General features: G+C 39.0%; 16 protein-coding genes. 14 read left to right on the top strand and 2 right to left on the bottom strand.

Annotated elements, in window-relative coordinates:
- Window positions 1-63 precede the first annotated feature (63 nt).
- From icmF to LIZ98_RS02865, 3 genes are all read left to right on the top strand, one after another.
- Complete coding sequence (gene icmF / locus LIZ98_RS02875; protein ID WP_227138936.1) at window positions 64-3342, top strand: fused isobutyryl-CoA mutase/GTPase IcmF; 3279 nt, start codon at window positions 64-66, stop codon at window positions 3340-3342.
- 653 nt (window positions 3343-3995) lie between these two features.
- Complete coding sequence (rpoE, locus tag LIZ98_RS02870) at window positions 3996-4586, top strand: DNA-directed RNA polymerase subunit delta (protein WP_227138937.1); 591 nt, start codon at window positions 3996-3998, stop codon at window positions 4584-4586.
- A 195-nt stretch (window positions 4587-4781) separates the two neighbouring features.
- Window positions 4782-6389, top strand: coding sequence for a CTP synthase (locus tag LIZ98_RS02865; protein ID WP_227138938.1), 1608 nt, complete (start codon window positions 4782-4784; stop codon window positions 6387-6389).
- A gap of 215 nt (window positions 6390-6604) precedes the next feature.
- On the opposite strand, the gene LIZ98_RS02860 is transcribed toward LIZ98_RS02865, so the two are convergent.
- Window positions 6605-7138: a DUF2529 family protein gene (locus LIZ98_RS02860; RefSeq protein ID WP_034773253.1), complete on the bottom strand. Its 534-nt coding sequence runs from the start codon at window positions 7136-7138 to the stop codon at window positions 6605-6607.
- A 156-nt stretch (window positions 7139-7294) separates the two neighbouring features.
- On the opposite strand from LIZ98_RS02860, the gene LIZ98_RS02855 reads away from it, so the two are divergent.
- The 11 genes from LIZ98_RS02855 (at window position 7295) to prmC (ending at window position 18125) form a co-directional block, all read left to right on the top strand.
- Window positions 7295-7678 (top strand): response regulator, encoded by a 384-nt coding sequence (locus tag LIZ98_RS02855; protein ID WP_108899161.1) that lies wholly within the window; start codon window positions 7295-7297, stop codon window positions 7676-7678.
- Window positions 7679-7852: 174 nt separating this feature from the next.
- A complete protein-coding gene (locus LIZ98_RS02850) occupies window positions 7853-8710 on the top strand; it encodes a class II fructose-bisphosphate aldolase (protein WP_034773236.1) in 858 nt (285 codons plus the stop codon).
- A gap of 357 nt (window positions 8711-9067) precedes the next feature.
- Window positions 9068-10354 carry a UDP-N-acetylglucosamine 1-carboxyvinyltransferase gene (locus LIZ98_RS02845; RefSeq protein ID WP_227138939.1) on the top strand — a complete coding sequence of 429 codons (1287 nt, stop codon included), beginning with the start codon at window positions 9068-9070 and terminating at the stop codon, window positions 10352-10354.
- A 286-nt stretch (window positions 10355-10640) separates the two neighbouring features.
- Entirely contained in the window at window positions 10641-11522 is an 882-nt protein-coding gene (locus LIZ98_RS02840) for a helix-turn-helix transcriptional regulator (protein ID WP_095141847.1), read from the top strand.
- A 14-nt stretch (window positions 11523-11536) separates the two neighbouring features.
- On the top strand, window positions 11537-11686 hold the full coding sequence (locus LIZ98_RS02835) for a hypothetical protein (protein WP_176458919.1): 150 nt from the start codon (window positions 11537-11539) through the stop codon (window positions 11684-11686).
- A gap of 328 nt (window positions 11687-12014) precedes the next feature.
- Entirely contained in the window at window positions 12015-12977 is a 963-nt protein-coding gene (gene glpX / locus LIZ98_RS02830; protein ID WP_034773232.1) for a class II fructose-bisphosphatase, read from the top strand.
- Between the two features lie 528 nt (window positions 12978-13505).
- On the top strand, window positions 13506-14804 hold the full coding sequence (gene rho, locus LIZ98_RS02825; RefSeq protein ID WP_082026129.1) for a transcription termination factor Rho: 1299 nt from the start codon (window positions 13506-13508) through the stop codon (window positions 14802-14804).
- A gap of 204 nt (window positions 14805-15008) precedes the next feature.
- Window positions 15009-15212, top strand: a complete 204-nt coding sequence (gene rpmE, locus LIZ98_RS02820) for a 50S ribosomal protein L31 (RefSeq protein WP_034773224.1) — start codon at window positions 15009-15011, stop codon at window positions 15210-15212.
- 346 nt (window positions 15213-15558) lie between these two features.
- A complete protein-coding gene (locus LIZ98_RS02815; protein WP_034773223.1) occupies window positions 15559-16206 on the top strand; it encodes a thymidine kinase in 648 nt (215 codons plus the stop codon).
- Window positions 16199-17269, top strand: a complete 1071-nt coding sequence (gene prfA, locus LIZ98_RS02810; protein WP_227138954.1) for a peptide chain release factor 1 — start codon at window positions 16199-16201, stop codon at window positions 17267-17269. The genes LIZ98_RS02815 and prfA overlap by 8 nt, the downstream gene beginning before the upstream one ends.
- The gene (gene prmC, locus LIZ98_RS02805) at window positions 17256-18125 is read left to right on the top strand and encodes a peptide chain release factor N(5)-glutamine methyltransferase (RefSeq protein WP_227138941.1); all 870 of its coding nucleotides are present in this window, start codon (window positions 17256-17258) and stop codon (window positions 18123-18125) included. Before prfA ends, prmC begins: the two co-directional genes overlap by 14 nt.
- An 84-nt stretch (window positions 18126-18209) precedes the next feature.
- Here prmC and spoIIR read toward each other — a convergent pair whose 3' ends face one another.
- The gene (gene spoIIR / locus LIZ98_RS02800) at window positions 18210-18935 is read right to left on the bottom strand and encodes a stage II sporulation protein R (protein WP_227091905.1); all 726 of its coding nucleotides are present in this window, start codon (window positions 18933-18935) and stop codon (window positions 18210-18212) included.
- Window positions 18936-18982: the final 47 nt, after the last annotated feature.

Genomic DNA, 18982 nt, shown 5'->3' with positions numbered 1-18982 from the left:
TACTACGAGTTACGGGTTTTAATTAAGAACATTTTTTCATGTAAGGGGATAGGGGGAGAAAGCATGGAGACAAAGGTTTACCAAGCAAAACATCCGATTCGCTTTGTGACAGCATCCAGTCTGTTTGATGGTCATGATGCGACCATTAATATTATGCGGCGGATTCTTCAAGTGAGTGGAGCCGAGGTCATCCATCTGGGACATAACCGCTCTGTTGAGGAAATTGTTAACGCCGCCATCCAAGAAGATGTTCAAGGAATTGCGGTTACTTCTTATCAGGGTGGACACATGGAATTTTTTAAATATATGTATGATCTCCTTCATGAAAAGGGTGCCGGACAAATCCGGATTTTTGGCGGTGGTGGCGGTGTAATTCTGCCAAAAGAAATAAAAGAATTACATGAATATGGAATCGCTCACATTTTTTCACCGGAAGATGGACGTGTGCTCGGGTTGCAGGGAATGATTAACCTCATGCTCGAACAATGTGATTTTCCAACAATCAATGAGGAAGTAGCCAACCAAGTTGTGAATTTACAAAACCAAAACCAATATGCAATTGCCAAAATGATTACATTGGCGGAATATTTATCAGACAAACGGATCGCAACAAATGTTGGTGAATTGGCTCCAGGACTTGAAACGATTTTAGAAAAGGTCAAGGAAGCGGAAAAAGCGGTACCGGTTCTTGGTATTACCGGTACAGGCGGGGCCGGAAAGAGTTCCCTAATAGATGAATTGGTCCTTCGTTTTTTAAGTGAATTTCCCGAAAAAAAATTGGCCATTTTGTCGGTTGATCCTACGAAACAAAAAACCGGCGGTGCGCTTCTTGGTGACCGCATTCGAATGAACGCCATTTTTTCACCGCGTGTATTTATGCGTTCTTTGGCTACCCGTGACTCCAAAAGTGAATTGTCACTCGCCATTCGAGATGCTTTAGCAATTACAAAAGCATCCGGATTTGATTTTGTCATTGTTGAAACAAGCGGGATCGGCCAAGGTGATGCCGAAATTCGCGCAATTAGCGATGTCGCCCTCTATGTCATGACAAGTGAGTTTGGAGCACCGTCCCAATTAGAAAAGATCGATATGATTGACTATGCTGATCTTATCGCCATTAACAAATTTGAAAAAACAGGATCAGAGGATGCAAGAAGGCAAGTACAAAAACAGTATCAACGCAGTCATGAACTTTTCCATGAAGCGCCCGAAAAAATGCCTGTTTATGGAACCATCGCCAGTCAATTCAACGATCCGGGAACAAACGCATTATTTGCAGCTATCATTGAGAAATTTAATGAGGTGCTGCACTTGGGCTGGTCAACAACCTACTCCAAAAAAGAGGTTGTTGAAAAACATGATATTATCATCCCAAACAGTAGACGGTATTATTTACGGGAGATTGCTGATAGTGTCAGAAATTATCATAAAAGGGTTGAAGAACAAGTTGAATATGCCCGAAAACTTTTCCAAATCGAAGGTACCATCGAGCTAACTAAAGGAAATGAAACAGAAGGGGCGCTCATTGATTCATTAGAAGCTTGGAAAAACAAGATGGCCGACAAGCTGAATGATACTTCGAAAAAAATTATTGAAAACTGGGATCAAACAAAAGAAACATACGCAAAAGACCGGCTGGTGACTATAGTCCGTGATAAAGAAATAACGACTGAATTACGAACAAAAAGTCTTTCAGGTTTATGGATACCGAAAGTCGCTTTACCGAAATACAAGGATTATGGGGAAATTCTACGTTGGGTATATAAAGAAAATGTTCCGGGTGCATTTCCTTTTACGGCTGGAGTGTTCCCGTTTAAGCGGAAAGAAGAAGACCCGAAACGTCAATTTGCCGGAGAAGGGACACCGGAGCGAACCAATAGGCGCTTCCATTATTTGTCAAAAGATGACCCGGCCAAACGACTAAGTACGGCGTTTGATTCCGTTACATTGTACGGTGAGGATCCGGATTATCGACCTGACATTTATGGAAAGGTTGGCGAGAGCGGTGTCAGTGTTTGTACCTTAGATGATATGAAAAAATTGTATCAAGGATTTGACTTATGCCACCCGTTAACATCCGTTTCGATGACCATTAATGGACCGGCGCCGATTATTCTTGCTATGTTCATGAATACCGCCATTGAACAGCAAGTTGAACTTAAGGAAAAAGAATTAGGGCGACCATTAACCGAAGAAGAATATGAAAAAGTTAAAGCCTACACATTGTCAACCGTTCGGGGTACGGTACAAGCGGATATTTTAAAAGAAGACCAAGGGCAAAATACATGTATTTTTTCGACTGAATTTGCCTTACGTATGATGGGGGATATTCAACAATATTTTATCAATCATCATATCAGAAACTATTACTCGGTATCCATTTCCGGTTACCATATTGCCGAGGCCGGTGCCAATCCGATCACCCAGTTGGCCTTCACCTTGGCGAACGGCTTTACGTATGTAGAATATTATTTAAGCCGTGGCATGCATATTGATGACTTTGCTCCAAACTTGTCATTCTTTTTCTCAAACGGGCTCGATCCGGAATATAGTGTTATCGGCCGTGTAGCAAGGAGAATTTGGGCGATTGTCATGAAAGAAAAATATGGGGCCAATGAACGGAGTCAAAAATTGAAATATCATGTCCAAACATCCGGTCGCTCCCTACATGCCCAAGAGATTGATTTTAATGATATTCGCACCACTTTACAGGCATTAATGGCGATTTATGACAATTGCAATTCACTCCATACAAACGCCTATGATGAAGCAATTACAACGCCGACAGAAGAATCCGTACGTCGGGCGATGGCCATTCAAATGATTATTACAAAAGAATATGGGCTAGCCAAAAATGAAAACCTGTTGCAAGGTTCCTTCATCATTGAGGAATTAACAGATCTTGTTGAAGAAGCAGTATTACAGGAATTTGAGCGGCTGAATGATCGCGGTGGTGTCCTCGGGGCGATGGAGAGTCAATATCAACGCGGAAAAATTCAAGATGAATCACTTTATTATGAGACGAAAAAGCATTCGGGGGAAATGCCGATCATTGGTGTGAACACATATTTAAATCCGAATCCGCCAAAAGAAGAAGAAATAAATAATATCCAAGTAGCCCGGGCCTCAAAAGAAGAAAAAGAAACTCAAATTAAAAACTTAATGAAATTTAAAGAACGAAATCAAGATAAAGTGGAAGATGCATTGCGGAAACTAAAACAGGTGGCCCTTTCCGGGGGGAATATTTTTGAAGAATTGATGGAAACGGTAAAAGTCGCCAGCCTCGGGCAAATTACCAATGCCCTGTACGAAGTCGGCGGTCAGTATCGAAGGAATGTATAAACCGGATACGGCAAAAAATGATAACTAAAATAAGATATTAAAAGGGGAGTACCGACTCATATGATGCAAAGTCGGAATCCCCTGCTTTCATTTTTCAGTTTTTCAGGTGTGAAGCCAACGCTTTTCAGAGTCAGTTTAGCCGGGTATAATTAAAGAAGTGAACTTTAAAACTAACTTTAATGTTTCACCATACGAATAAAAATATTTTCGCCGGACATCTAAAAATTGACAATAAATTGTTGTATAATAAAATTGGTAGGAAAGAAGGAAATAGGGATTTTATAAATAAGATTATCTCTACCCCAAGATGTCGTTATTGGGAAGTGAAATGAACTTGAAATATCTTCTAATCGTCGTTATAATTATTCTCTCTATATATGGAATATCTTTTTTCTATGATATGCAGCTGGGTGCTATTCCATTTTTAATTCTCTCTATATTTTTTATCTATATTGCCTGGCAAGAATATAAAAAAGGAGACTAATTCCACGCCATAAAATATCATTATTTGACGAATGACACAGACTAGCATAAACAGATAACTTTTGTTTATAATGAATAATATGCATGAAGAGTGGGTATCCAGTTTTTATAGCAATCATTCCATAAAGAAATCTTTTCTGTTTTTTTTAAGAGAGAAAGGACGTGCACAAGTGAGTTTAGAAAATTTAACCCAAGAACAATTACAGGAAATGTCATTAATCGAAATCGCATATGAACTTTTGTATGACAGAAAACAACCTATGCACCTAAATGATTTAGTAGATGAGGTTGCTAAATTATTGGGTGCAACAAAGGAAGAAGTCCAGGAAAATATTGCTCAATTTTATACGGATTTGAACATTGACGGTCGGTTTTTAAATGTCGGCGGTAATATTTGGGGATATAAAGGATGGTATCCGGTAGAACAATATGAAGATGATTTTGTTCCGACAGTCCGTTCGAAAAAGAAAAAGGCAAAAGTTGATGAAGTGGAAGACGATTTTGAGGAATTGGAAGAGGATCTTTTTGAATACGAAGAAGATTTAGATGAATTCATCGATGAGGATGAAGATGAAGATGAGGATGAATTTGTAGAAGAAGATGACCTTGAAGATATTGATGATGTATTTGAAGATGACGAAGATATTGTTGAGGAAGAAGATGAGGAACTAATCATCGATGAGGAATTTGAGGAAGAGTTGGACGATGAAGAAGATATAGATGAAGATGAATACATTGATGAAGAAGACGAAGAATTGTGAGCACCTTCTTGACATTTTAACTTTTCCTATGTATTATTCTATTTGGGCTCAATAAAAATATATTTGTTCATTTTAAAAAAGCAAATAGCTCCCTTACATCAGTAAGTGGGGCTTTTTTGTTTTTTCTTTTTTTTATAAAGTAACCACTGGTTTTGTAAACTATGATTAGAAAAAATAGTAAGGAGAGATTTCATTATGACAAAATATGTATTTGTCACAGGCGGGGTTGTTTCATCTTTAGGAAAAGGGATTGTTGCAGCATCACTCGGCCGCTTACTAAAAAATCGCGGTTTAAAAGTAACCATTCAAAAATTTGACCCATATATCAATGTGGACCCGGGAACCATGAGTCCGTATCAACATGGTGAAGTGTTTGTTACCGATGATGGTGCAGAAACAGACCTCGATTTAGGCCATTATGAACGTTTTATCGATATTGATTTAAATAAATATTCTAATGTTACGACAGGAAAAATTTATTCACGGGTAATAAAAAAGGAACGTCGCGGGGATTATCTTGGGGCTACTGTTCAAGTCATTCCGCATATTACGAATGAAATCAAAGACCAAGTTTATCGTGCCGGAAAAGAAACAAATGCTGATGTTGTCATTACAGAAATTGGCGGGACCGTCGGAGATATTGAATCATTACCATTTTTGGAAGCCATTCGCCAGTTAAAGAGCGATCTTGGTTCATCTAATGTTATGTATATTCACTGCACGCTTGTTCCATATATTAAAGCAGCCGGTGAAATGAAAACAAAACCAACACAACATAGTGTAAAAGAGTTACGCAGTCTCGGGATTCAACCAAATGTCATCGTTGTACGAACAGAAATGCCAATTTCCCAAGAGATGAAAGATAAAATCGCTTTATTCTGTGACATCGATTCGCAAGCAGTAATTGAATCAAGGGATGCGGATACTTTATATGAAATTCCCCTTTCTATGCAGTCCCAAGGTTTGGATACCATTGTTTGCAATTATTTAAAAATCGTCAGCCATGAACCGAATATGTCCGAATGGGAAGCATTGGTAAATAAAGTTCGAAACTTGTCCAAAACGGTCAAAATTGCCTTGGTCGGTAAATATGTTGAATTACAAGATGCCTATATATCGGTTGTAGAGTCATTAAAGCATGCCGGTTATGTATTTGACTCGGATATAGATATTCATTGGATTAATGCTGAACATGTGACTGAAGAAAACGTGGCGGAATTACTTGGTGATGCAGACGGTATTTTGGTACCGGGCGGTTTTGGTGATCGCGGAATTGAAGGGAAGATTACAGCAATTCAATACGCTCGTGAAAACAAAGTTCCTTTCCTTGGGATATGCTTAGGAATGCAATTAGCTTCCATTGAATTTGCTCGTCATGTCGTTGGATTAAACGGTGCTCATAGTTCTGAAATTAATCCGGACACAAAACATCCGATTATAGCACTTTTACCGGAACAAGAAGATGTAGAAGATATGGGAGGAACATTACGCCTTGGCCTTTACCCATGTAAAATTGTAGAAGGAACGAAGGCATTTAATGCCTATGAAGATGAACTCATTTATGAACGTCATCGTCATCGCTATGAGTTTAATAACCAATACCGTCAAATAATGGAAGAAAAAGGTTTTGTTTTTTCAGGAGTTAGTCCGGACGGCCGTTTAGTTGAAATTATTGAGTTAAAAGATCATCCATGGTTCGTCGCATCGCAATTTCATCCGGAGTTTAAATCGAGACCGACAAAACCACATCCATTGTTCAGAGAGTTTATCCGTTCATCTTTAAATAATCGGGAAGGAAAATAAGTTTGTTCATTCGGCATCCTTCGCCAATTCTAAATTAGAAAGAGAATTGTTCGAAAAAATAATGAAACTACCATAGGTTCGCACCCAAAAAGCTTATTCACTACATTTAGTGAAATTTTTCTTTAAGCCTTTTTGGGTGTTTTTTAATAGAGGGGCTATTATGGACAAAATGCGAAATCATCAAGCGAAAACTGTCCAATAAACCGGTTATTATGTTAAGAACCAAATGCATAATCTTCCATTATTTCATCAATTCGGAATTTTAACGAATGATAAACATATAATGCGGCTATCGCATGCGGATACATCGTTCTGCCACCCCGCTCATCCGGAACAAGGCCGGTGTCAATATGGAGATTGATACATACATCAGCTAAATTTTCTACTGGATTTACGTCTTTCACAGATATTGAACCGACAACAACAAACGGCACCTGAAGCGAACGCAGTTTTTTAGCCAGCACCACAACTTGCTCATTAGCAATATTTCGTGAAAAAATTAACACACGATCCGCCGTCGATAGCTGTTCAAATGTATCACCGGTCCATTCTTGCACTCTTTGCAAAGGCTCTTGTCCATATTTAGCCTCCAAAAAAACACTTCTCAAATCATTTTCACCAAAAATATAAATCGAACCTTCACCAACTAATGCCTGAGCCAACAATCTGGCTGCATCCTCTATATCAAGTTCTTGTTCACTAATTTTTTGTAAACGCCCAATCAATTGCGTAGTAAATATTTTCGACAAACCGCTTCACTCCTTTCACCCCATTTTAACAAAAACACCTTCTTTAAAAAAGAATAAATCTATAACGAAGAAGGAATAGTTAAGTTTTTGTCGAATATAAATGAGGGGGAATCAGGTTCGATGAAGGGAATTTTAAAGGATAGGGGAGAAGCGAAAATGGATAATGGAAAAATTTTAATCGTGGATGATCAGTTTGGCATTCGCTTATTACTTAATGAGGTATTTAAAAAGGAAGGTTATCAAACTTATCAAGCGGAAAACGGCCAAATTGCTTTGAAACTTGCGGGTATGCATTTACCTGACCTAGTTGTTTTGGATATAAAAATTCCGGGAATGGATGGAATTGAAATTTTGAAACGAATGAAAGAAATAGATCCATCCATTCATGTAATTATTATGACCGCATACGGAGATCTGAAAATGATTCATAAGGCAAAGGAATTAGGGGCACTTACCCATATTGCAAAGCCTTTTGATATAGAAGAATTGGCTAAAACAGTTAAGGAAATTTTATCGGATAAAATATTAGAAAAGATATAAAATATAAATGGTGTTCACTAAATTTTTTATTTTGTAGTTTTAATCACATGGTAAAATGTTTGTGATTTTGGTATCATAATAATTGTATGAAATAAGAGCCATTTTCTATTGAACATTTACATATTTTTTCATGGATATGGAAATTGGTAATTTGATGTAGGAGGAGATTGCATTATGCCGTTAGTATCAATGACCGAAATGTTGGAAAAAGCAAAAGCAGGCAAATATGCTGTAGGTCAATTCAATATCAATAATCTGGAATATACACAAGCAATTCTACAGGCTGCTGAAGAAGAAAAATCCCCGGTTATTCTGGGTGTTTCTGAAGGTGCCGCACGTTATATGGGCGGATTCAAGCTAGTAACAGCAATGGTAAAAGCTTTAATGGAAGAGTATAAAATTACGGTTCCTGTTGCCATCCATCTTGACCATGGTTCCAGCTTTGAATCATGTGCAAGAGCAATTCACGCAGGTTTCACATCGGTAATGATCGATGCAAGTCATCACCCATTTGAAGAAAATATTCAAATCACTTCAAAAGTTGTTGAATTGGCTCATTTGCACGGGATATCTGTTGAAGCTGAGTTAGGAACTGTCGGCGGTCAGGAAGATGATGTTGTTGGCGAAGGAATTATCTATGCGGATCCGAACGAATGTGTTGAACTGGTTAATCGTACCGGTATTGATGCTCTAGCACCGGCTTTAGGTTCTGTACACGGTCCTTACCATGGTGAACCAAACTTAGGTTTCAAGGAAATGGAAGAAATTGCAAAATTAACTGGAAAACCACTTGTTCTTCATGGCGGAACCGGTATTCCAACACATGATATCCAAAAAGCTATCTCACTTGGAACTGCAAAAATCAATGTGAACACAGAAAACCAAATCGCTTCTGCAAAAACAGTTCGTGAAGTACTAGCGAAAAACGCTGATCTTTACGACCCAAGAAAATATCTTGGACCGGCAAGAGAAACCATTAAAGACACGGTAAAAGGTAAAATGAAAGAATTTGGCTCTGTCGGTAAAGCTTAAGTTGTTGAATTGGCTTTAGCACTGACCAATCGAATCATAAATTTTAAGGCTATCCGTATAACGGGAGTACAACGTCCCGATCAGGATAGCCTTTTTTATAGTACTGGCAAATATTTTGAAAGCTGCTAGTAGTTGCGTGTATAATTAATACTTATCTACTCTATTTATATATATTTAATATCAAAAAAATAATATAGTTGAACTAGTCATGCAGAAATGTTATAACGTAGACAGAACTGTGTTAATAAATCCTAATTTGGATAATATGTAATTAATTGATAAAATAGAAGCAGTGGAGAAAACGATTACTTGATTATAAATGAATCTGTCATACCTATAGTAGGAAGGGAGATAACCATGGATAAAATAAAAGTCATTGGTGGAAAAACATTAAAAGGATCTGTCAAAATAAGCGGTGCAAAAAATAGTGCCGTTGCATTAATCCCGGCAAGTATTCTCGCTGAATCTCCTGTAACCATCGAAGGATTACCGGAAATTTCAGATGTTGAAATCTTGAAAAAATTGTTAGAAGAAATCGGTGGTGTTGTACACTTAGAAGATCAAGATATAACAATCGATCCATCAATGATGACATCAATGCCGCTCCCGAATGGCAAGGTGAAAAAACTGCGCGCTTCCTATTATTTAATGGGTGCCATGCTCGGACGTTTCAAAAAAGCTGTCATTGGTTTGCCGGGCGGCTGTCATTTAGGTCCCCGTCCAATTGATCAACATATTAAAGGCTTCGAAGCGCTTGGTGCAAAAGTAACGAATGAACAGGGCGCCATCTATTTACGTGCCGATGAATTGAAAGGAGCACGCATTTATCTTGATGTAGTCAGTGTCGGGGCGACGATCAATATTATGTTGGCAGCAGTTCGGGCAAAAGGAAAGACAGTAATTGAAAATGCTGCAAAAGAACCGGAAATTATTGATGTTGCTACATTGTTAACCAATATGGGGGCAAAAATTAAAGGTGCCGGTACCGATATTATCCGGATTGAAGGAGTAGACCATTTACACGGATGCCGCCATACGATCATTCCCGATCGTATTGAGGCGGGTACATATATGATTTTAGCCTCGGCAATGGGTAGAGGAGTTCTTGTCGACAATGTTATTCCCTACCATCTGGAGTCGCTCATTGCAAAATTAAGAGAAATGGGTGTGTCTGTTGAAACATCAGATGATCAAGTCTATATCTCAAAGGCGAAAAAGCTCGTTGCCGCTGATATAAAGACATTGGTATATCCCGGATTTCCTACCGATCTTCAGCAGCCGATGACAGCATTACTAACTAATGCGGAAGGAACTAGTGTGGTGACAGATACGATCTATTCTGCCCGATTCAAACATATTGACGAATTAAGAAGAATGAATGCAAATATTAAAGTGGAGGGCAGATCAGCCATTATTACTGGTCCCGTCCAATTAAACGGAGCGAAAGTAAAAGCGACTGATTTACGTGCCGGTGCATCACTTTTAATAGCCGGTTTAATGGCACGGGGGTTGACGGAAATAACCGGTGTCGAACATATTGATCGCGGATACAGTCATGTTGTCGAAAAGCTTCAAGGTTTAGGGGCCAACATTTGGAGGGAAACACTGACGGAAGAAGAAATGGAGCAGGTGAAAAACTCCTGATGTTTGTCATAGCTAGGGGTTGACCGAGGCGATTGAAAAAATACTTGACCATGTCCTTCTCAAAAAATTCATAGTAAGAGGTTAGTTGAACATCCCGGTTCTCCTTTCACTCAGAAGTCGCTTGACATCATGACCCGTCCAATCTTCTTTATCCCCGAACCGGAAAGAATATAGTGCGACAAAAACCCGATTATCCCGGGTTTTTTTGCATTTTTAAGAAAGAAAGCAATTTATATCAAAAAGTCTTTTGTTCTTTTTGTTATCTTATAGTCAAGGAGGTCCGGAGATGAGCTACAGTCCCATTATTCAAAAAACGATTCAATATATCGAGAATCATTTGCAGACAGATTTATCGTTGGACGGGGTTGCCAAACAGGCCGGTTTTTCAAAGTATCACTATCACCGGATCTTTCAACGTGAAGTAGGAGTTTCCATTTCTGAGTATATTCGCTATCGGCGGATTGCCAATGCGGCTAACTTGTTGCTTTACACGGATAAAAAGATTATAGACATTGCTCTACTCTATTGTTTTGAATCACAAGAGGCTTTTACCCGTTCCTTTAAACAGTATTACCGTCTGCCCCCGGGTCAATATCGGAAAATCATGAGTAAATTGCTATTTCAAAAGGAGGAAATAAAGTTGAAAAATGATCAATTATTAAAAGGATGGATATTAAGCGGCTCTCATCCATCTCATTATGAAATGGGCATTGACAGGGAAGTATTCCATAAAGGGAATGCATCGGGATATTTAAAATCTGTCACAGTAGAAGAAATAGGAGAGTTTGCAACGATGATGCAGGAATTCAAAGCAGATAAATATTTGGGAAAAAGATTAAAGCTTTCCGGTTTTATCAAAACAAAAGGAGTGGAAGGGTTCTGCGGGTTATGGATGCGGGTAGATGATCATCTTCATGACGTCCTGCAATTTGATAATATGAGTAATCGTCCGATAAAGGGAGACAACGAATGGAACCATTACGCCATTGTCCTGGACGTTCCGGAAAATAGTGCTGTAATTGCTTTTGGCGTGCTTCTTTCAGGGAAAGGGCATGTATGGGTGGATGAAATCGCATTTGAAGAAGTTGACAATCATACACCTACAACCAATATCGATTTCACCAGCGAGTTATTGGATGAACCCGTCAATTTATCGTTTGAAGAGTAAGGGAGGGCACAAGAATGGTCAAAACAAGGAAGCAAGAAATAAGTTTGTTAGTGGGATCGATTGTTGTAATGACCATAATAGCTTTAAAATTTCTTGTGGGAGATGTTATTTTTAGCTTAGTAAAAGAATGGGTTCTTAGCTTTGTAAACGAATGGATTTTTTAGCTTCATATCAAGGGTGTTCATCAAGTCGATAATTCGATAATGAGACACCCTTTTCATGTTAAATTTATTATGATCCACGATTGGGATTAACTTACCTTGAATTCTTTACGGTGATAAAGAAAAATACATGAAATAATCGGATAAAAGAGTCTTAAGATGGGGGCCAATCAATAATTAATAGCATTTGAAGATATGACTGAATCTTAGTCGCCAGATAGACACCTCATTCTTCTTTATATATTTTTTACAAATGTGTCCTACAAAATAAAAAATGTGCTATAATATATTGGACATATGTTTAAAAAATAGTTTTCAGGGGGATTACCGGATGGAAAGAAGTTTGTCAATGGAATTAGTTCGAGTGACGGAAGCCGCCGCATTAGCATCAGCCAGATGGATGGGACGGGGAAAGAAAAATGAAGCGGATGATGCTGCAACTCAAGCAATGCGACAAGTTTTAAACACAGTCCCTATGAAAGGAACCGTAGTCATTGGCGAAGGGGAAATGGATGAGGCCCCAATGCTTTATATAGGTGAGAAACTTGGTACAGGAAATGGCCCGTGTGTTGATATTGCCGTTGATCCGATTGAAGGAACAAATATCGTAGCCTCCGGGAGCTGGAATGCGCTTGCAGTTCTTGCCATTGCCGATGAAGGGAATTTGTTACATGCGCCTGACATGTATATGGATAAAATTGCCGTCGGTCCCGAAGCTGTCGGACAAATCGATATTAATGCACCGGTTATCGATAATTTACGTGCGGTAGCAAAAGCAAAAAATAAAGATATTGAAGACGTTGTTGCAACAATTTTGAATCGACCGCGTCACGAAAAAATTATCCACGAAATCAGGGAAGCCGGTGCACGAATTAAACTTATTAATGAGGGAGATGTTGCCGCAGCGATTAACACCGCGTTTGATCATACCGGTGTCGATATCCTGTTTGGAATTGGCGGCGCACCGGAAGGAGTTATTGCTGCGGTTGCTTTGAAATGTCTGGGCGGAGAGTTACAAGGTCGACTCCAGCCGCAAAATGATTCAGAAGTTGAGAGATGTAAACAAATGGGTGTCGATTATAACAAGACATTACTAATGGATGATTTAGTTTGCGGGGATGATGCAATTTTTGCGGCAACAGGAATTACCGATGGAGAATTGCTCAAAGGTGTTCAATTAAAAGGTGCTTACGGATTAACTCATTCTGTCGTTATGAGGGCAAAATCAGGAACCGTTCGTTTTATTGACGGAAGACATAGCTTTAAGAAAAAACCGGACCTTGTTATGCAATAAAGAAAATTGGGCGTCTATACGACTTTGAAACTTTTTTCGGTAGTTGATTAATCAGGGTGTTAAGCGATTTTGAAACCTTTTCAGTAATAAAAGACGTAAATGCTTGTTGCGAAAAAAACTTGGACGACAAAATGCGTGTTGAACTTTTTTCGGTTGGAAAAGCACGAATAAAACTCATTTTAGCTTGCTTTCATCCAGTATGTGATAAATCCCAATCATGTAAATTAAACCATGGTTGGGTATTTTTAAGAATTTTGTCAAAAAAAGTAAAAAAATTTTCTCGACTTAAGGCATATTACTACTTTAGCTTCTTAAAAGAATATGGTAATATAGTTTTGGACTATTTGCCAAACAGTAGAGAAAATAATTTCCCTTTGAATACCAATAATTCTATGAAGAAGTAAACAAGCTGCCCCAACAGCTTACCAAATCATCACTTCTTTATTCCCTTCAAAAGAACAACCCAATTTATTAACAAACAGAAATAAATAAACATTCTATGTAAATTTGAAAAGCGTGGTGTAGATTTTGGAAGAAGTAAATGTAAATGTAAATATTGCTCAGTTGGAGAATATGAAACTGAAAGAGTTGTACGAGCTTGCACGGAAATATCAAGTTTCTTATTACAGTAAATTGACCAAAAAAGAACTGATTTTTTCAATTCTTAAGGCACGTGCAGAGCAAGAAGGTTTCTTTTTCATGGAAGGTGTTTTGGACATTATCCAGTCAGAGGGCTTCGGTTTTTTACGTCCGATCAATTATACGCCAAGCTCAGAAGACATATATATTTCCGCATCGCAAATTCGCCGTTTTGATCTCAGAAACGGGGATAAAGTATCCGGAAAAGTACGGCCGCCAAAGGAGAATGAACGGTATTTCGGACTTTTACATGTAGAAGCGGTAAACGGCGAAAATCCTGAAACTGCGAAAGAACGGGTTCATTTCCCGGCACTTACTCCGCTATATCCGGACCGGCAAATCAAGTTGGAAACCGAACCTCATATCTTGTCGACACGGATTATGGACTTAGTTACACCGGTTGGTTTTGGACAACGGGGTTTGATTGTTGCTCCGCCTAAAGCAGGGAAAACCGTTCTATTAAAACAAATTGCCAATAGTATTACAAGAAACCATCCGGAAGCAGAGTTGATCGTTTTACTGATTGACGAACGACCGGAAGAAGTAACCGATATTGAGCGCTCCGTAAAAGCAGAAGTCGTCAGTTCAACCTTTGATGAAGTTCCGGAAAATCATATTAAGGTTGCTGAGCTTGTGCTTGATCGGGCTATGCGTTTAGTTGAACATAAACGGGATGTTATCATTTTACTGGATAGTATCACAAGACTTGCCCGTGCCTATAACTTAGTAATTCCGCCAAGTGGACGGACACTTTCCGGGGGAATTGACCCGGCAGCTTTCCATCGTCCAAAACGATTTTTCGGAGCTGCTAGGAATATTGAAGAGGGTGGCAGTTTGACTATTTTGGCAACGGCATTAATCGATACCGGTTCTCGTATGGATGATGTTATTTATGAAGAATTCAAAGGAACCGGTAATATGGAGCTACATCTTGACCGGGCACTCGCAGAAAGAAGAATCTTCCCGGCAATTGATATTCGGCGATCCGGCACACGGAAAGAAGAATTGTTATTACCGAAATCCCAACTGGAAATCTTATGGGCACTTCGCAAATCATTATCCGATACGCCTGATTTTGCTGAGAAATTTATAAGAAAATTGCAGCAATCGAAAACAAACGAGGAATTCATTACAACATTAACGGATGAATTAAAAAATAATGGAGTTTCGAAACGGGCATTATCATAGAAGATTTTCCTTGTTTTAAAACGAGCATTATCATAGTAAGTGGACTTTGAGCAAAAAGATCAAATGGTATTGTTTTACAGCAAACGATTATTGCTTTTTAGGAGGCAACTTGCTATAATAGTAATAGTGTTTTTTTAACGATACCTTTATGGATGAGAAATAACTCTGTTTCAGAATGATTCAGGGCAAAAGGAGTGAAATAGGATGAAAGCAGGAATCCATCCAAATTACAAACGTGTAATGGTAAAATGTGCTTGCGGTAATGAATTTGAAAGTGGATCAGTTAAAGATGAAGTACGTGTAGAAATTTGTTCTGAATGTCACCCATTCTATACTGGTCGTCAAAAATTTGCTACTGCAGATGGTCGTGTTGAACGCTTCAACAAAAAATACGGTCTTAAACAATAGACGGTATGGTCCATTTGTGTGGCTATATGTTTCGGATATAAAACAGGCAAGAAGTTCTGATCACTTGCCTGTTTTTTTATACGTCCATTAGTGAAAATTCCATCAGCGGAGGGTTTCTTCATTCCCTCATGATGGTTAGTTGAACGAATCGGACGAATGCCGGCAGTTCAATCAGCACCTATTTTTTTGTAAATTAGAATCATAAGGTGGGAGTCTTACTACCCGTTAAAAGTGGGATAAAGCGAAAAAGGGGTTTCCATCAACGAATGTATCGATTATTATATAGATTGGGAACCAATAATAAGAAATAGACTCGTCAATTGTGATGGAAGGAGCAGCAATCAGCATGTATGTAATGAAGCAATCAGGATGGGTAGAGGTCATTTGTGGCAGCATGTTTTCCGGAAAATCCGAGGAATTAATCCGAAGAGTCCGTCGCTGTCAGTTTGCCAAACAAAAAGTAGAAGTTTTTAAACCGAAATTAGATGATCGCTACAGTAAAATAGAGGTCGTTTCCCATAACGGAGATGCCATTCATGCTCATCCGGTGAGTGATGCTGATGATATATTTGACTTTATAACAAAAGATACCGATGTTGTCGCCATTGATGAAGTACAATTTTTTGATGATCGGATTGTAGACATTGTCCAGGAATTAGCGAATGAGGGCTATCGGGTCATCGTAGCCGGACTGGATTTAGATTTTCGCGGGGAACCTTTTGGACCAATGCCGAAGTTGTTAAGTATCGCTGAACAAATAACTAAATTGCAGGCAGTTTGTACAATTTGCGGATCACCGGCCAGTCGTACACAACGATTAATTAACGGAAAGCCGGCATCTTATTACGATCCGGTCATTATGGTAGGAGCAACAGAAAGTTATGAGCCACGTTGTCGTCATCATCATGAAATCCCGGATCTCCCGAGAGAAAAATTAAGAGTGCGGCCGATAAAAATATATGGAAGGGGTGAAGTAACGGATGTCGATGTTTGATCGATTAGCTGCTGTGGAAGACCGTTATGAAAAATTAAATGAATTACTTAGTGATCCGGATGTAGTTAGTGATCCGAAGAAACTGCGGGAGTATTCAAAAGAACAGTCAGCTATTCAGGAAACCGTGCAAACCTATCGTGAATATAAACAAGTTAAAGAAGAACTCCAAGATGCAAAATTGTTGTTGGAAGATAAACTGGATGCGGAAATGCGTGAAATGGTCAAAGAAGAGGTTGCCAGCCTGGAGGAACGTGCTGAACAACTGGAGGAACAATTAAAAATTTTATTGATTCCAAAAGACTCGAATGATGATAAAAATGTCATTATGGAAATCCGTGGTGCAGCCGGTGGTGAGGAAGCGGCGTTATTTGCCGGAGATCTGTTCCGTATGTACAGTCGTTATGCTGAGAGTCAAGGTTGGAAAATTGATGTTATCGAAGCCAATTCCACCGGTTTAGGCGGATATAAAGAGATTATTTTTATGATCAATGGCCATGGTGCCTATTCGAAATTAAAATATGAAAATGGCGCTCATCGTGTCCAACGCGTGCCAACAACAGAATCAGGCGGCCGCATTCATACATCGACGGCTACAGTCGCTGTTCTGCCGGAAATGGAAGATGTCGATGTGGAAATAAATGAAAAAGATATTCGCTTTGATACGTTTGCTTCAACGGGCGCCGGTGGGCAAAGTGTTAACACGACGATGTCCGCAGTCCGTTTAACGCACATTCCAACCGGCATTGTTGTTACTTGCCAAGATGAGCGTTCCCAAATTAAAAACCGCGAAAAAGCCATGAAGGTATTACGTGCCCGGATTTATGATAAATACCAACAAGAAGCGCAAGCCGAATATGATGCAAACCGGAAATCTGCAGTCGGAACCGGCGATCGTTCTGAGCGGATTCGTACCTATAATTTTCCGCAAAACCGTGTAACGGACCATCGAATTGGTTTAACTATCCAAAAACTCGATCAAATTTTGGAAGGCAAATTGGAAGAAATTATTGAAGCATTAATTTTAAATGAACAGGCGGAAAGATTAAAAAATGAAGCAAGCTGATGGAAAGTATATTTTTGAAGCTCTCAACTGGGCTTCTTCTTTTTTAGAGGAACATGATCGGGATAAAAATGTGTCGGAACTCGCTCTACGCCATGTATTACAGATGGACCGTACCCGACTATTGCTGAATTTGCGGGAAAAGTTGAGCTTATCTGAGTGGATCGCTTTCCAAAAATTGATTTATCAACATGTTGACGGTTCTCCAATTCAATATTTGCTTGGTTACGAGGAATTTTTTGGAAGGAAATTTGTCGTAAATCCGGATGTATTAATTCCCCGTCCCGAAACTGAAGAATTGGTCCTTGGCATGCTGGAAAGAGTGAAAAAATATTTTGGAACCTGTCAAGGATTAGACTGTATTGATATTGGAACGGGGAGCGGTGCCATTGCGATTACTTTAAAGCTGGAAATGCCGGAATTGAATGTCATTGCCTCCGATGTATCAAAGGGAGCATTGGTTATAGCTGAGGAAAATGCGAAAAGGTTCGGTGCTGATATTCAGCTGGTTGAAGGGGATTTATTGGAACCGTTTATCGGGAAAAAGCGGTTTGACATCATTGTTTCGAATCCGCCTTATATTCCGCTTAGTGATCGTGGAAGCTTATCAACAGTTGTCAAAGATCACGAGCCGCCTTCCGCTTTGTTTGGCGGACTGGATGGCCTGGATTTTTATCGAAAAATTATTCAGCAACTGCCACATGTAATCAAAGAAAAGGCATTAATCGGTTTTGAAATCGGTAGCGGCCAAGGACAAGCCATTAGGGAACTCGTCCGCGAACTATTCCCTCTTATAGATATTGAAATCGTGAATGATATCAATGGCAAAGAACGAATGGTGTATGGTTATATTGAATAAAGGTTTTTTATACTCTACAAACAAAAAGGTAAGCTCTTTGGAAACGACGGGTTTTCTACCATACGGTTTTCCAAAAGCTTACCCTTATTTAAATAAATCAAATATATTTTCAATGAATTCTACTAAAAAGAATTTTACTTCTACATCCTCTTCATTTTCTTCCACATATAGTTGTTCATTTGATTGATCGTCTGAATTTGATTTTGCCGTCACGTCATTTTTTTTCTCTTTATGTGTAGTCAGGTCTATTTTCGTGTCATCTGAAACATTTTTTCCTTTATCCTCAAATCCATCGCTCACCGCAGTCCCGCTTGAAAAATCCAAGAAACAAAGCGGTGGAAACAAGACACACCACCAATTGGCCCCGGTCCCTTCCCCAAGCGTTATTAACACTGCTTCATATTTCCCGGCTGGATAAAGAAAATTACCATATAGTTTTGTCGGAAAATCCACTTCCCCAAAACGAATTTGAACTTTCTGATTTACCCCGTTTTCTTCCAATACCTCTTTTGCCGTTGCCTCAAGAATATCTAAATTTGTAATGATTTTTTCTCTTGCCGCTTCCATGGAGGTTAATTCGCTAACCCATTCGGTAATTTGGGCATTTACTCGATCCCGAACAATTCTTTTAATCCTTTGATCTTGTTCGGAATTACTATTTGCTAAAATTCGTAGTCGAATGGCTTCATTTGGGATAACTACTACATCTTCCTCTTGTGCAAAACTTTTTGGTAAATATAAACTAAACATACTGGCCATCGTAACCAATATGAAAAAGAATGCAATTGCATGTATCGTTCTTTGCCTCATCGAACTCCTCTCCCTTCAGTAACCCATTGTTGACCAAATCTATCAAT

The organism is Caldibacillus sp. 210928-DFI.2.18 (genome assembly GCF_020554505.1).
Taxonomy (GTDB): domain Bacteria; phylum Bacillota; class Bacilli; order Bacillales; family Caldibacillaceae; genus Caldifermentibacillus; species Caldifermentibacillus hisashii.
Note: the sequence above shows the minus strand (reverse complement) of the source record. Positions and strands in the feature narration are given on the sequence as shown.

Excerpts from the sequence above, each read along its gene's own strand:
- icmF (WP_227138936.1), top strand. The coding sequence starts at position 64 with ATGGAGACAAAGGTTTACCAAGCAAAACATCCGATTCGCTTTGTGACA.
- LIZ98_RS02865 (WP_227138938.1), top strand. The coding sequence starts at position 4,782 with ATGACAAAATATGTATTTGTCACAGGCGGGGTTGTTTCATCTTTAGGA.
- LIZ98_RS02855 (WP_108899161.1), top strand. The coding sequence starts at position 7,295 with ATGGATAATGGAAAAATTTTAATCGTGGATGATCAGTTTGGCATTCGC.
- LIZ98_RS02850 (WP_034773236.1), top strand. The coding sequence starts at position 7,853 with ATGCCGTTAGTATCAATGACCGAAATGTTGGAAAAAGCAAAAGCAGGC.
- LIZ98_RS02845 (WP_227138939.1), top strand. The coding sequence starts at position 9,068 with ATGGATAAAATAAAAGTCATTGGTGGAAAAACATTAAAAGGATCTGTC.
- LIZ98_RS02840 (WP_095141847.1), top strand. The coding sequence starts at position 10,641 with ATGAGCTACAGTCCCATTATTCAAAAAACGATTCAATATATCGAGAAT.
- LIZ98_RS02835 (WP_176458919.1), top strand. The coding sequence starts at position 11,537 with ATGGTCAAAACAAGGAAGCAAGAAATAAGTTTGTTAGTGGGATCGATT.
- glpX (WP_034773232.1), top strand. The coding sequence starts at position 12,015 with ATGGAAAGAAGTTTGTCAATGGAATTAGTTCGAGTGACGGAAGCCGCC.
- rpmE (WP_034773224.1), top strand. The coding sequence starts at position 15,009 with ATGAAAGCAGGAATCCATCCAAATTACAAACGTGTAATGGTAAAATGT.
- LIZ98_RS02815 (WP_034773223.1), top strand. The coding sequence starts at position 15,559 with ATGTATGTAATGAAGCAATCAGGATGGGTAGAGGTCATTTGTGGCAGC.
- prfA (WP_227138954.1), top strand. The coding sequence starts at position 16,199 with ATGTTTGATCGATTAGCTGCTGTGGAAGACCGTTATGAAAAATTAAAT.
- prmC (WP_227138941.1), top strand. The coding sequence starts at position 17,256 with ATGAAGCAAGCTGATGGAAAGTATATTTTTGAAGCTCTCAACTGGGCT.
- spoIIR (WP_227091905.1), bottom strand. The coding sequence starts at position 18,935 with ATGAGGCAAAGAACGATACATGCAATTGCATTCTTTTTCATATTGGTT.